Consider the following 11,753-nt stretch of genomic DNA (forward strand, 5'->3'; position numbering starts at 1 on the left):
TTTGCGCGGTGTGAGGCCGTGGCATGAAGTTCAACAAGCTCCGCGTTGTCGGCTTCAAATCCTTCGTCGAACCGACAGAATTCATTATCGAGCGTGGCCTGACGGGTGTCGTCGGACCGAACGGCTGTGGCAAGTCCAACCTCGTCGAGGCTCTGCGCTGGGTCATGGGCGAGAATTCCTATAAGAACATGCGCGCGTCCGGCATGGACGACGTGATCTTTTCCGGCTCGGGAAACCGCCCGGCGCGTAATACCGCCGAAGTTGCGCTCTATCTTGATAATGGCGAACGTACCGCGCCTGCCGCCTTCAACGACAGCGATGAAATTCAGGTCACCCGACGCATCGAGCGTGAGCAGGGATCGATCTATCGCATCAACGGCAAGGAAAGCCGCGCCAAGGATGTTCAGCTGCTTTTCGCGGATGCTTCCACCGGCGCTCGCTCTCCCTCGATGGTGGGGCAGGGGCGTATCGGCGAACTGATTTCCGCAAAGCCGCAGGCACGCCGCCAGTTGCTGGAAGAGGCGGCCGGGATTTCCGGCCTGCACTCCCGCCGCCATGAGGCCGAGCTTCGGTTGCGCGCCGCAGAAAGCAATCTGGAGCGGCTGGATGACGTCACGTCACAGCTCGAAAGCCAGATCGAGAGCCTGAAGCGCCAGGCGCGCCAGGCAAACCGCTTCAAGACGCTCTCTGCCGATATTCGCGCCCGCGAGGCTATGCTCTTGCACATCCGTTGGGTGCAGGCGAAGGAAGCCGAGGCTGAAGCCGATAGCGCACTCAATCAGGCAACCGTCGTCGTCGCCGAGAAGGCGCAGATCCAGATGGAGGCGGCTAAGAGCCAAGGCATTGCCAGCCTGAAACTACCTGAACTGCGCGAAGGCGAGGCGAGGGTCGCGGCCGCCCTCCAGCGCCTGCAGATCGCCCGCAGCCAGCTTGAGGAAGATGCCAACCGCATCCTGCGCCGTCGCGATGAACTAACCCGTCGTCTGACGCAGCTTGCCGAAGACATCAGGCGTGAGGAACGGCTTGTCGCCGACAATGCGGTCATCCTGGCAAGGCTCGATGCCGAAGAGGCCGATATCGCCGAAATCCTCGCCGATTCCGGCCGTTATGCCGAGGAGACGCGGCAGGTATTCGAAGAGGCTGCCACCAAGCTGGCAGATAGTGAGCGTATCTTCACCATCCTGACCGCGGAGCGCGCTGAAGCCGCAGCCGGACGCAACCAGCTGGAACGCGCCATCCGCGATCTCGCCGATCGCAAGCTCAGGCTCGAACGCCAGATGGACGAGGCCAACCGTGAACTTGCCGGTGTCGGCGAGAGGATCGCAACGCTGCCGGACCCGGAAGAAAAGCGCGCCGTGGTGGAAGCCGGCCAGATCGCCGTCGCCGATGCCGAAGCGGCGATCCAGTCCGTCGAACTGGCGCTCGCAAAGGCGCGCGAGACGGAAGCGTTCTCCCGCGCTCCGGTTGATCAGGCACGCAGCAAGCTCAACGCGCTTGAGACGGAAGCACGCACAATCCAGCGCATGCTGGCAGGCGCCGCCACAGGCGAATTCCCGCCGGTTGCCGAAGAGCTGAAAGTCGATCGCGGTTTCGAAACCGCGCTCGGTGCCGCCCTCGGAGACGACCTTGAATCCCCGCTCGACCCGAATGCGCCCGCCCATTGGTCGGAAAACGGCGATGGTGCCAGCGATCCGGGATTGCCTGCTGGTGCTGTGCCGCTGCTGAATCACGTTCGTGCACCCGCCGCGCTGATCCGTCGCCTGCGCCAGATAGGCCTGGTGGCCGCCAGCGATGCGCCGCGTCTGGTGAAGGAACTCAAGGCCGGCCAGCGGCTGGTCACCAGGGAAGGCGCCGTTTATCGCTGGGACGGCCATGTCGCCGGCGCGGACGCACCGAGCGCGGCCGCTCTTCGTCTCGCCCAGAAAAACCGCCTCGCCGAGCTCGAAGGTGAGGCTGAACTCGCTCGCGATGTTCTGACCGAAGCAGAGGAGCGCCTTGCCGCTGCGGCTGATGCGATCCGTGAAGAGGAGCGCAGGCTCACTGACGCCCGCGACATGAACCGCCTGTCCGCCCGTCATCTTGCCGAGGCACGCGAGGCTCTGGCCGCTGCTGAGCGCGCCTCGGGCGATCTCATTCGCCGCCGCGATGTCGTCGCCGAAGCCGTCAGTCAGTTGCAGTCGCAGCTCGAAGATGTTGCCGTTCAGGAAGAAAATGCCCGCATCGAGCTCGAAGATGCGCCAGATCTGACTGCGCTCGATGACCGTCTGCGCTTCCAGCAGGCCGAAGTCGCGACCGATCGCGGTGCGCTTGCTGAAGCGCGCGCTCGCCATGAGAGCCTGAACCGCGAGAACGATGCGCGCCAGCGCCGCATCGTCGCCATCGGCCAGGAGCGCGAGACATGGCGACAGCGCGCCGCAAGTGCGGAAGATCACATCGCGACGCTCCGCGATCGTGAGGAGGAAGCCCGCGAAGAAGCCGCCGAGCTTGAAATGGCGCCCGATGAATTCGATGACAAACGCCGTGCTTTGCTGACGGAATTGCAGAAGGCCGAGGAGGCCCGCCGTCATGCCGCTGATCTGCTGGCTGAAGCCGAGCTGCTGCAGCGCGACGCCGACCACAAGGCGGCGACAGCGCTTTCAGAGCTTGCTGAAAGCCGCGAGCGCCGCGGCCGCGCCGAGGAGCGCCTCGTCTCCGCACGCGAGAAGCGGCAGGAGAGCGAACAGCGCATTCGTGAGACACTCAATGTACAGCCCCATGAGGCGTTGCGCCTCGCCGGCCGGCCGGGACTGCAGACGATGCCGGATCCGCGCGAGGTCGAGCGCGAAGTGGAGCGGCTAAGGATCGAACGCGAGCGTCTGGGCGCCGTCAACCTGCGGGCCGACGAGGAGCAGAAGGAGCTCAGCGAGAAGCTGGAAGCGCTCATCAAGGAACGAGACGACGTCATCGATGCCATCAGAAAACTGCGCGGCGCGATCCAGAGCCTGAATCGTGAAGGCCGCGAACGACTGATTGCCGCCTTCGATGTCGTCAACGCCCAGTTCCAGCGGCTCTTCACCCACCTTTTCGGCGGTGGCACGGCGGAACTGCAGCTCATTGAATCAGACGATCCGCTGGAAGCCGGCCTCGAAATCCTCGCCCGCCCGCCCGGCAAGAAGCCGCAGACCATGACGCTGCTTTCCGGCGGCGAGCAGGCGCTGACGGCAATGGCGCTGATCTTTGCCGTCTTCCTCACCAATCCCGCGCCGATCTGCGTGCTGGACGAGGTGGATGCCCCGCTCGACGACCACAATGTCGAGCGCTATTGCAACCTGATGGACGAGATGGCGGCCTCCACCGAGACACGATTCGTCATCATCACCCACAACCCGATCACCATGGCGCGCATGAATCGCCTCTTCGGTGTGACGATGGCCGAGCAGGGTGTTTCTCAGCTGGTCTCGGTTGATCTGCAGACTGCAGAGCGTCTCCGTGAGACGGCCTGAGGCGGCATTTTAATTAAAGACCAAAAAAGGTCACCCTGACATCGGGTGCGTACCCCATTTGGGTGATGCTCTTTTGCGCGCATTGCATTAGAAGTTGTTTTATCGCAACCGCGCCGGTACGGATAAGTAGCAATCGGTCGTTGCGTACCGTGGAATTTGCAATGCTATCTTCGGGTTGGGGGCGAACGGTCGAAGATCACATGGCATAGATGGACCCCCCGTCCGGTTTTCCTGGCCGGACGGAAACAAGGCTTTGCGGGACCGTTGTTGCAGTCCCGCAAAGCTTTTTTTATGCGCTTGCACCGCGTCCTCCGTTTCAACCGTTTGATCTTGCCTCCTGTTGCGGATTTATTGTGCGACGCAACATTTCGCCGCATTTGTCGATTTTCATTTCAACACCAAGGGATTAAGCTGGTCCCGAAATGGTGTTGGGGGGAAGATGACCAAGTGGGTCTATACGTTCGGCAATGGGCAGGCTGAAGGCCGGGCGCGAGACAAGGAGATCCTTGGCGGCAAGGGCGCCAATCTCGCCGAAATGTGCAGCCTCGGCCTCCCGGTCCCTCCTGGCCTCACCATCGTCAGCGAAGCCTGCACCACCTATTACAAGAACGGCCGCAAGATCGATCCCGCATTGAAGGAACAGGTGCTCGCAGGCATTGCGGATATCGAGCAGATCACCGGCCGCCGTTTCGGCGCGGGCAAACAGCCTCTTCTGCTCTCCGTTCGCTCAGGCGCTCGTGTTTCCATGCCTGGCATGATGGATACGGTGCTCAATCTCGGCCTGAATGACGAGACGGTGCAGGCGCTCGGCCATGACGCCGGCGATGCGCGCTTTGCCTGGGACAGCTATCGTCGCTTCATCCAGATGTATGCCGATGTCGTCATGGGGCTCGGCAACGATCTCTTCGAGGAAATTCTCGAGGATGAGAAGGCGCGCCTTGGCCACGAATTCGATACCGAGCTCAGCGCTTCCGAATGGCAGCATGTCGTTTCGCTCTACAAGGCGCTGATCGAAGAAGAACTGGATGAGGCCTTCCCGCAGGATCCGGCGGTACAACTCTGGGGCGCTGTCGGCGCGGTGTTTGCGAGTTGGATGAACGCGCGCGCTGTCACCTATCGCCAACTTCACAATATTCCGGAAGCCTGGGGCACTGCCGTCAATATCCAGGCCATGGTCTTCGGTAATCTCGGCAACGCGTCGGCGACGGGCGTTGCCTTCACCCGCAACCCCTCGACGGGCGAGAAGATCCTCTACGGCGAATTCCTGGTGAATGCGCAGGGTGAAGACGTGGTTGCCGGCATTCGCACGCCGCAAAGCATCACCGAGGAGGGGCGCATAACCTCAGGTTCCGAAAAGCCCTCGATGGAAAAGCTGATGCCCGAGGCCTTCGCCGAGTTCGGCCGCATCTGCGCCGAGCTGGAGTCGCATTACCGCGACATGCAGGACATCGAATTCACCATCGAGCGCGGCAAGCTCTGGATGCTGCAGACGCGCTCCGGCAAGCGCTCGACCAGGGCAGCCATGAAGATCGCCGTCGACATGGTGGACGAAGGTGTCATCACCGAGGACGAAGCCGTCCTGCGCATCGAGCCATCGACGCTCGACCAGCTCTTGCATCCGACCATCGATCCGCGTGTCAGCCGCCAGGTGATCGGCTCCGGCCTGCCGGCGTCGCCCGGTGCAGCGACCGGCGAGATCGTCTTCACGGCGGAAGAAGCGGTTGAGGCAGAGTCGGAAGGTCGCAAGGTCATCCTGCTGCGCGTCGAGACCAGCCCCGAAGACATTCACGGCATGCACGCTGCCGAAGGCATCCTGACCACACGCGGCGGCATGACCAGCCATGCGGCTGTCGTCGCCCGCGGAATGGGGATCCCTTGCGTCGTTGGCGCCGGCACCATGCGCATCGACGCCCGCAATGAGCGGCTGATGGGCATCGGCGTGACGCTGAAAAAGGGAGATGTCATCACCATCGACGGTTCCGCCGGCCAGGTCCTCAAGGGCGAGGTGCCGATGATCCAGCCGGAACTGTCAGGCGATTTCGGCCGCATCATGGGCTGGGCGGATCGTGCTCGCCGCATGACGGTGCGCACCAATGCCGACACGCCGGCCGATGCCCGCGCGGCCCGTTCTTTCGGTGCCGAAGGTATCGGCCTTTGTCGTACCGAGCATATGTTCTTCGAGGGCGAGCGCATCCATGTCATGCGCGAGATGATCCTGGCCGAGGACGAAAAGGGCAGGCTGCGCGCTCTCGACAAGCTCCTTCCGATGCAGCGGGGCGATTTCACCGGCCTGTTCTCCGTCATGCACGGACTGCCGGTGACGATTCGCCTCCTCGATCCGCCGTTGCATGAATTCCTGCCGAAGAGTGATGAGGAGATCGCCGAGGTCGCCTATGCCATGGGCATGGAGCCTTCGGCACTGCGCCAGCGTGTCGACGCGCTGCACGAATTCAATCCGATGCTCGGTCATCGCGGCTGCCGCCTTGCCATCTCCTATCCCGAGATCGTCGAGATGCAGGCCCGCGCGATTTTCGAGGCGGCGGTCGCGGCTGCAAAGGAAACGGGTGCCGCCGTCGTTCCCGAAATCATGGTGCCGCTCGTTGGCCTTCGCTCCGAACTCGATTACGTCAAGGCGAAGATCGATGCCGTGGCACAGGATGTCATGTCGGAAGCCAAGATGCGCATCGATTACCTCGTCGGCACGATGATCGAGCTGCCGCGTGCCGCACTGCGTGCCCACGTCATCGCCGAGGCGGCTGAATTTTTCTCCTTCGGCACCAACGACCTGACGCAGACCACTTTCGGCATTTCGCGCGACGATGCCTCGGCCTTCATCCCGACCTACCAGCGCAAGGGCATCATCGAGCATGATCCCTTCATATCCCTGGATTTCGATGGCGTGGGCGAACTGATCCGCATTGCCGCCGAGCGCGGGCGGCGCACCCGCAACGACATGAAGCTCGGCATCTGCGGCGAACACGGCGGCGATCCCGCCTCAATCCATTTCTGCGAGACGATCGGCCTCGATTACGTTTCCTGCTCGCCCTTCCGCGTGCCGATCGCCCGGCTTGCGGCCGCCCAGGCGGTCATTGCCGCCGCTCAGTGACGGTAGCGGTAATAGCGCGGGTAGTAATAGGGACCGTTCAGATTATAGGCCATATCGGCCATCACCCAGTCGCTGTCGTAGCGGGCCTGGGCACGGCGGTCGAGCTCGATCCGCTGCAGGCAGGTCGCAAAACCATCCGTTCCGCGCTTGAAGCCGTAGCCGATGCAGGTCTGCTCGTCACGTGCTCGCCGCTCCTCGGGCGTCAGCGTCTGGCAGGCGGCAAGCCCGGCGGCCAGAACGGCAAGAAGGGGCAGGATATATGGGCGCATCGGTATCTTCCTCGAGCATGAACGCCAGGCCAGGAGAATCGATCCGTCTGACGTCGTCAACCCGACTACATTATCAGGCTGCGCCCGCGGGGTCACCGATCGGCAGAAGGGCCGGATCGAGCGGCGGATCCTCCGGGTTCTTCGTATCGCTCGGATCCTGGGCCGGGGTCAACGGCGGCTTTTCCTGGATGCGATCGGGAATACCCGGTGTCGGCTGCGGGCCAAGCGGCGACTCTGCGCCCGGTGCCGGAATGGGGTCTCTGTTGGGCATGATTTACCTCCTTCACTGAAGAAGGAACGGCAGGGTGCAGGCTTGGTTCCACTTTCACCGCCATGCATTCCTATGTAAGAGCAAAGGCAACTCACAGGAAAGAGCACCATGGCGATCCGCGATCGATTCTCGAAGAAACTCACCTGTCCGCAATGCGGCAATAGCGGCTTTGCGGAGGCCTCCGAGATTGATGATGCCAAGCGCAAGACTCCCGATTTCAAGGTCGATCAGCTGCCGCGCGGCTTCTTTGTGCAGCGCCCCTCGGTGCATCAGGAAACATTCATGCTGAAATGCGAATGCGGCCGCAAATTTCCTTTCCGCTCGCTCGCGGAAGCTGCGGCCGGCCGCGATTGAAGCATGGCTCGCGAAATCTGCAGCGGTTTTGCGCTAACGAGACGCTTGGGATTCAGATCCGCTCGAGGACCTCGATGAAGGCATCGGCGAAGCGCACCAGATGTTCGGTGTCCTCATCAGGCGCCTGCATTCGGATTTCCGTACCGTTCTGGTCGAGCAAGGCCAGAACCACCCGCATCGTCTTGTCCGACGTCGGGATGCGCAGCACGGCGATTCGCCTGCAATCCTCGACGAGCCCCGCCGCCGGCAGGTCGAAGAGAAATTCGCCTCGGGTTTCGGCAGCAGCTCTGCGCACCGCTTCGCAGAATCCGGCCTCGCCATCGGCATAGCCTTCCAGCGAGAGTTCGAGTTCGAGAAGTTCCAGCGGCAAGAGCGGCTCGCCACGCTCGATGCCGCCAAGCGAAGATGCCTGCGGCCTTTCCCTCATTTCGGACGAGATCATCTGTCTCTCCTGTTTCGTGGGACATGTATCAGACCCCGGTAGAATGGCCTTTTTACGGCATATCAGCAATAGCTTACAGAGGGAGCGCCCTCAGACCTGGACCTTTGACGTGGATTGCTTCGGCAATGCTCAGACAAGAGTTTCAATTTAGACGAATCTTGCACTAGAAAAGTCGATGGCAGCAGCTTCATTCGATTGCTCGCCGCCGACCAACCGGTAGTTTTGATGGCCATCCGTTTCGATCGTCCCGTTTCCAGCGCTGCCCGCTTATCGCGGCATTTCGGGGCGTTTGCGCTCGTGCTCTCGGTAGCGGTGCTGATTGCCCATCGCTTCGGCGGTCTGGCGACACCCTATCTCATCCTCGTGCTGCTCGTTTCTGTCGGCTGCGCGGTCCTCGCGACCCTCTTGGCTGCCATCGGCCTGCGCAGCCTCTGGATGACCGGTGCCGAGGGCGGGACGAATGCGCTGGCGGCGCTCATCTATGCCGCCTTTCCGCTCGGCATCGGCGCCTTTGCGGCGGAGCGCTATTTCACCCTGCCGGCAATCTACGACGTGACCACGGATACCGCTTCCGCGCCCGACTGGCTCTCGACGCCGCAGGCCGACCAGATCTGGCTGCCTCGTGAACCAGTCGTGACGTCAGGCGACCGCGAGAAGCAGCTTTCCGCCTATCCGGAGCTCACGGGCCGCCGTTACGACGGAGCGCTCGACCGTGTTCTGGAGGCCGTGAAGAAGGTCGCCAAGCAGAACGGCGTCACCATCACCAAAAGCGAAGGCGATACGACGCCCGGCCGCGAGCTTGAGGACAAGCCGGTTCCGGCTCAGCCGGAAAGCGGTGTGGCCGATTCGCCCGATGTCATCCCCGTGCCGACGCCGCGCCCCTATGAGGATGATGTGGCGAAGATGATCCGCGGCGCCAATGGCGTGATCCTGCAAGGCACGACCCGCACCCTCGTCCTCGGCCTGCGTTTCGATTTCATCATCCGCCTGCGCGAAGAGGCCGAGACCACCTTCGTCGACGTGCGCGTCGCCTCCCGCTATGGTCAGCACGACCTCGGCTTCAGCGCCGAAGAGGCCGAGCAATATCTTGGTGCCCTCGATTCAGAGCTTCTCGGGATTGCGGGTGGGTGAGCCCCGGTGCCGCAAAGCGGCAGTAATCGATCCAGTGGATCGATTACAGGGGCGAACGCCCTGAGCCATGCGAAGGGCCGGGATACGGTGAGGCACACGAAAACGCCCTTATCGCGAACCTGTCCTATAAATCGAGCACCTGGCGCCAACGAAGGAGCGCAGAACTCGCCTTACCCCAAAAACCGTTCCCGCACGTCAGCCGTCGGCACCATGCAACTCTCCCGCCGCCCTGCAATCCTCAACCGGTTCCGCGCAACCACCCCATAGACGACATCCGCAATCCGCCGCGGCACGATCCGCAACACACCGGCCAGAGCCCAAGGCAAACCAAGCCCTTCCAGCATCCGGATCGTCGCATCGGATTTGTAATAGGCACGGCCCTTGTCGATCAGCAGATTGGTCTCGTAATCCCGCGTCTCCAGCCCGTAGTGCCGGTAGAGCGCCTCGCCGAGCGGCGTCTGGGCGACGATGAAGCGGTAGCGCTTTTCCTTGTCCCGCTTCAACAGGAACTGAACCCAGCCGGAGCAGAAGACACATTCGCCATCGAAGAGGATCAGCGGCTTGTCATCAGCAAAGGCCGGCACGGAAGGATCGTCGCGATAGCTGTAATCCGCGGACCTTGCCATTCTCAGCCTCCGGCCAACCGATAATGCGCAACAAGCGAAGGCGGCCCATCGGCGGTGACTTCGCCACGCTCCATCAGTTCTTCGATATGCGCCAGTACCGAAAGTGCCGCCGCGCCATGCAGTCGCTTATCGGTATCGCGGTAGATCATCTCGACCATCCTGGGGATGGTGCTTTCCCCCGTCCGGATACGTTCGATGATCGAGCGTTCCCGCAGGCGCCGATGCGTCTTCAGCCCGCGCAGGAAGGGCGCAGGCGAAGTTACCGGCCCGCCATGGCCGGGCAGCAACAGGCCGTCATCGCGGGCAAGCAGCTTGTCGAGCGAGGCCATATAGTCCGCCATGGATCCGTCCGGCGGTGCGACGATCGTCGTTGCCCAGGCCATCACATGATCGCCGGAAAAAAGGATGCCGCTTCCGTCGAGCGCGAAGGCTGCGTGATTGGCCGTGTGGCCGGGCGTCAGCACCCCCGTCAGTACCCAGCCGTCGCCGGAAATCGTCTGTCCGTCACGGATAGCGATATCCGGCACGAAATCCGTATCGGAGCTTTCGGCAAAGGGGTTGACCTCCCCCTCGCGCAGCGGCCGCGAGGGGCGGTGCGGTCCTTCGCCGACCGTTAGTGCGCCGGTTTCCGCTTTCAGCCGTTTTGCAAGCGGCGAGTGGTCCCGATGAGTATGGCTAATGAAAATATGCGTCACCTGCCGGCCGGCAAGCGCTGTCATCAGCGCTTCGAAATGCGCCGCATTCGCCGGTCCCGGATCGATAACGGCGACCGATGAGCCGCCGACGATATAGCTGTTCGTGCCGTGAAAGGTGAAAGGGCTCGGATTATTCGCCGTCAGGCGCTGGATGCCCTCTGCGACCGGAACCGCCCGCCCATAGGCCGGATCGAAGAAAAGATCGAAGTTCGCGCCGGACATGTCTATTTATATTCGATCTCGATGAAGGACATGGGCTGCTCGCCGGCATTGACGACATTGTGCTCGGTACCGGCCTCGCGGCGATAGGCAGCCCCTTTGGCCACATCCACCCGCCGGCTGCCCTCGGCATCCTCGATCAGGAACTGGCAATCGGTCATCGGCACGACCACATAGCCGAAGCCATGGGTATGGACGCCAGTATCGGCACCCGGCTCGAAATCCCACTGGGTGATGCGCACGATGGCATCATCGAGGATCAGCGTCGCAAGCGCTGGTGGACGGGCGCGATATTGGCTCAACGGTGTCTCCATTGGCTGTTCGATGCTTGAAGTCCTACCATGCCGGCATGGCCGCGCATACAAATATGACGTCGCAGTGAACTTAGTGATTGTGGGGCAGACCGACCTTTGCTAATCAGGCCACGTTTTGGCGAAGCGGCATTCGCTTCAGCTCTGGTGGGGCGTAGCCAAGCGGTAAGGCAGCGGTTTTTGGTACCGCCATCCCCTGGTTCGAATCCAGGCGCCCCAGCCACAACGTTCAAGTAGCTTGTAAACGCCTTGTCGCCGCACCCGCGGCAATCGTCACCACAAGCTCATCTACTTCCCGCGCAAGGCGCTCGGCCGGCAGACCGACGAAGCGGCCTTCGAGACTGATGCTGACGACGCCATGGACGGCGCCGAACAGGGTGCGGGCGCGGATCGCCCTGTCTTCCGCCGTCATATCAGGCTGCAGCTCGGCGAGCGGTTCTGCGATCACGTCCATCAGGAAGAGATGTTCATCGAGATGCCATTGCGGCGTCGGGCTGGTTTCTGGCGGGTAGTGCTCGAAGAGCGCTTTCCAGAGATTCCGGTTTTCCACCGCGAAACCTAAATATCCCTGCGCCAGATTGCGCAGCCGGTCCGTCGGTGTCCTGTCCATGGTCTCGGGCAAGGTGAGCCTTGCTTCCAGCGCCTTCAGCGTCGTGGAATTCACATGGATGACGAGTTCGGCGAGGTCGGCGAAGACCGTATAGAGGCCGCCGAGCGCACAGCCGGCATCCTGGGTGATCTCGCGCGCCCTGAGGTTTGCAAGCCCTTCTCGCATAATCCGGCTTCGTGCTGCATCGATCAGCCGCGCCCTCAGATCTTCGCGTTTTTCTTCTCTTTTCCCGGCCAT

Annotated in this window: 11 protein-coding genes and 1 tRNA gene; 5 read left to right on the top strand and 7 right to left on the bottom strand. The window is 62.3% G+C overall.

What is annotated here, in order from left to right:
• The first annotated feature begins 23 nt into the window (after positions 1 to 23).
• Together AC1DF8_RS24050 and ppdK are read left to right on the top strand one after the other, a co-directional pair.
• Positions 24 to 3,482 (top strand): chromosome segregation SMC family protein, encoded by a 3,459-nt coding sequence (locus tag AC1DF8_RS24050; RefSeq protein WP_478155325.1) that lies wholly within the window; start codon positions 24 to 26, stop codon positions 3,480 to 3,482.
• Positions 3,483 to 3,921: 439 nt separating this feature from the next.
• Positions 3,922 to 6,588, top strand: a complete 2,667-nt coding sequence (gene ppdK, locus AC1DF8_RS24055) for a pyruvate, phosphate dikinase (protein WP_478155326.1) — start codon at positions 3,922 to 3,924, stop codon at positions 6,586 to 6,588.
• On the opposite strand, the gene AC1DF8_RS24060 is transcribed toward ppdK, so the two are convergent.
• Together AC1DF8_RS24060 and AC1DF8_RS24065 are read right to left on the bottom strand one after the other, a co-directional pair.
• On the bottom strand, positions 6,582 to 6,857 hold the full coding sequence (locus tag AC1DF8_RS24060; protein WP_112542989.1) for a hypothetical protein: 276 nt from the start codon (positions 6,855 to 6,857) through the stop codon (positions 6,582 to 6,584). The genes ppdK and AC1DF8_RS24060 overlap by 7 nt on opposite strands.
• 73 nt (positions 6,858 to 6,930) lie before the next feature.
• The gene (locus AC1DF8_RS24065) at positions 6,931 to 7,128 is read right to left on the bottom strand and encodes a hypothetical protein (protein ID WP_112542990.1); all 198 of its coding nucleotides are present in this window, start codon (positions 7,126 to 7,128) and stop codon (positions 6,931 to 6,933) included.
• Between the two features lie 108 nt (positions 7,129 to 7,236).
• Here AC1DF8_RS24065 and AC1DF8_RS24070 point away from each other — a divergent pair, with 108 nt between their 5' ends.
• Positions 7,237 to 7,482, top strand: a complete 246-nt coding sequence (locus AC1DF8_RS24070; RefSeq protein WP_007818080.1) for a hypothetical protein — start codon at positions 7,237 to 7,239, stop codon at positions 7,480 to 7,482.
• A gap of 52 nt (positions 7,483 to 7,534) precedes the next feature.
• Here AC1DF8_RS24070 and AC1DF8_RS24075 read toward each other — a convergent pair whose 3' ends face one another.
• A complete protein-coding gene (locus AC1DF8_RS24075; RefSeq protein ID WP_112542991.1) occupies positions 7,535 to 7,924 on the bottom strand; it encodes a hypothetical protein in 390 nt (129 codons plus the stop codon).
• A 225-nt stretch (positions 7,925 to 8,149) separates the two neighbouring features.
• Here AC1DF8_RS24075 and AC1DF8_RS24080 point away from each other — a divergent pair, with 225 nt between their 5' ends.
• Positions 8,150 to 9,055 carry a DUF1499 domain-containing protein gene (locus tag AC1DF8_RS24080; RefSeq protein WP_113015056.1) on the top strand — a complete coding sequence of 302 codons (906 nt, stop codon included), beginning with the start codon at positions 8,150 to 8,152 and terminating at the stop codon, positions 9,053 to 9,055.
• A 170-nt stretch (positions 9,056 to 9,225) separates the two neighbouring features.
• Here AC1DF8_RS24080 and AC1DF8_RS24085 read toward each other — a convergent pair whose 3' ends face one another.
• The 3 genes from AC1DF8_RS24085 to AC1DF8_RS24095 are packed head-to-tail and all read right to left on the bottom strand — an operon-like array spanning position 9,226 to position 10,897.
• Positions 9,226 to 9,681, bottom strand: a complete 456-nt coding sequence (locus tag AC1DF8_RS24085) for a thiol-disulfide oxidoreductase DCC family protein (RefSeq protein ID WP_478155327.1) — start codon at positions 9,679 to 9,681, stop codon at positions 9,226 to 9,228.
• 2 nt (positions 9,682 to 9,683) lie between these two features.
• Positions 9,684 to 10,598, bottom strand: a complete 915-nt coding sequence (locus tag AC1DF8_RS24090; RefSeq protein ID WP_478155328.1) for an MBL fold metallo-hydrolase — start codon at positions 10,596 to 10,598, stop codon at positions 9,684 to 9,686.
• A 2-nt stretch (positions 10,599 to 10,600) separates the two neighbouring features.
• The gene (locus AC1DF8_RS24095; RefSeq protein WP_112542994.1) at positions 10,601 to 10,897 is read right to left on the bottom strand and encodes a cupin domain-containing protein; all 297 of its coding nucleotides are present in this window, start codon (positions 10,895 to 10,897) and stop codon (positions 10,601 to 10,603) included.
• 157 nt (positions 10,898 to 11,054) lie between these two features.
• Here AC1DF8_RS24095 and AC1DF8_RS24100 point away from each other — a divergent pair.
• Positions 11,055 to 11,129 (top strand) — tRNA-Gln (locus AC1DF8_RS24100).
• A gap of 6 nt (positions 11,130 to 11,135) precedes the next feature.
• Here the strand turns inward: AC1DF8_RS24100 and AC1DF8_RS24105 are convergent.
• Positions 11,136 to 11,753 (bottom strand): TetR/AcrR family transcriptional regulator, encoded by a 618-nt coding sequence (locus AC1DF8_RS24105; RefSeq protein ID WP_478155329.1) that lies wholly within the window; start codon positions 11,751 to 11,753, stop codon positions 11,136 to 11,138.

Source organism: Rhizobium sp. 05N49, assembly GCF_056396805.1.

Excerpts from the sequence above, each read along its gene's own strand:
- AC1DF8_RS24050 (WP_478155325.1), top strand. The coding sequence starts at position 24 with ATGAAGTTCAACAAGCTCCGCGTTGTCGGCTTCAAATCCTTCGTCGAA.
- ppdK (WP_478155326.1), top strand. The coding sequence starts at position 3,922 with ATGACCAAGTGGGTCTATACGTTCGGCAATGGGCAGGCTGAAGGCCGG.
- AC1DF8_RS24060 (WP_112542989.1), bottom strand. The coding sequence starts at position 6,857 with ATGCGCCCATATATCCTGCCCCTTCTTGCCGTTCTGGCCGCCGGGCTT.
- AC1DF8_RS24065 (WP_112542990.1), bottom strand. The coding sequence starts at position 7,128 with ATGCCCAACAGAGACCCCATTCCGGCACCGGGCGCAGAGTCGCCGCTT.
- AC1DF8_RS24070 (WP_007818080.1), top strand. The coding sequence starts at position 7,237 with ATGGCGATCCGCGATCGATTCTCGAAGAAACTCACCTGTCCGCAATGC.
- AC1DF8_RS24075 (WP_112542991.1), bottom strand. The coding sequence starts at position 7,924 with ATGATCTCGTCCGAAATGAGGGAAAGGCCGCAGGCATCTTCGCTTGGC.
- AC1DF8_RS24080 (WP_113015056.1), top strand. The coding sequence starts at position 8,150 with ATGGCCATCCGTTTCGATCGTCCCGTTTCCAGCGCTGCCCGCTTATCG.
- AC1DF8_RS24085 (WP_478155327.1), bottom strand. The coding sequence starts at position 9,681 with ATGGCAAGGTCCGCGGATTACAGCTATCGCGACGATCCTTCCGTGCCG.
- AC1DF8_RS24090 (WP_478155328.1), bottom strand. The coding sequence starts at position 10,598 with ATGTCCGGCGCGAACTTCGATCTTTTCTTCGATCCGGCCTATGGGCGG.
- AC1DF8_RS24105 (WP_478155329.1), bottom strand. The coding sequence starts at position 11,753 with ATGGCCGGGAAAAGAGAAGAAAAACGCGAAGATCTGAGGGCGCGGCTG.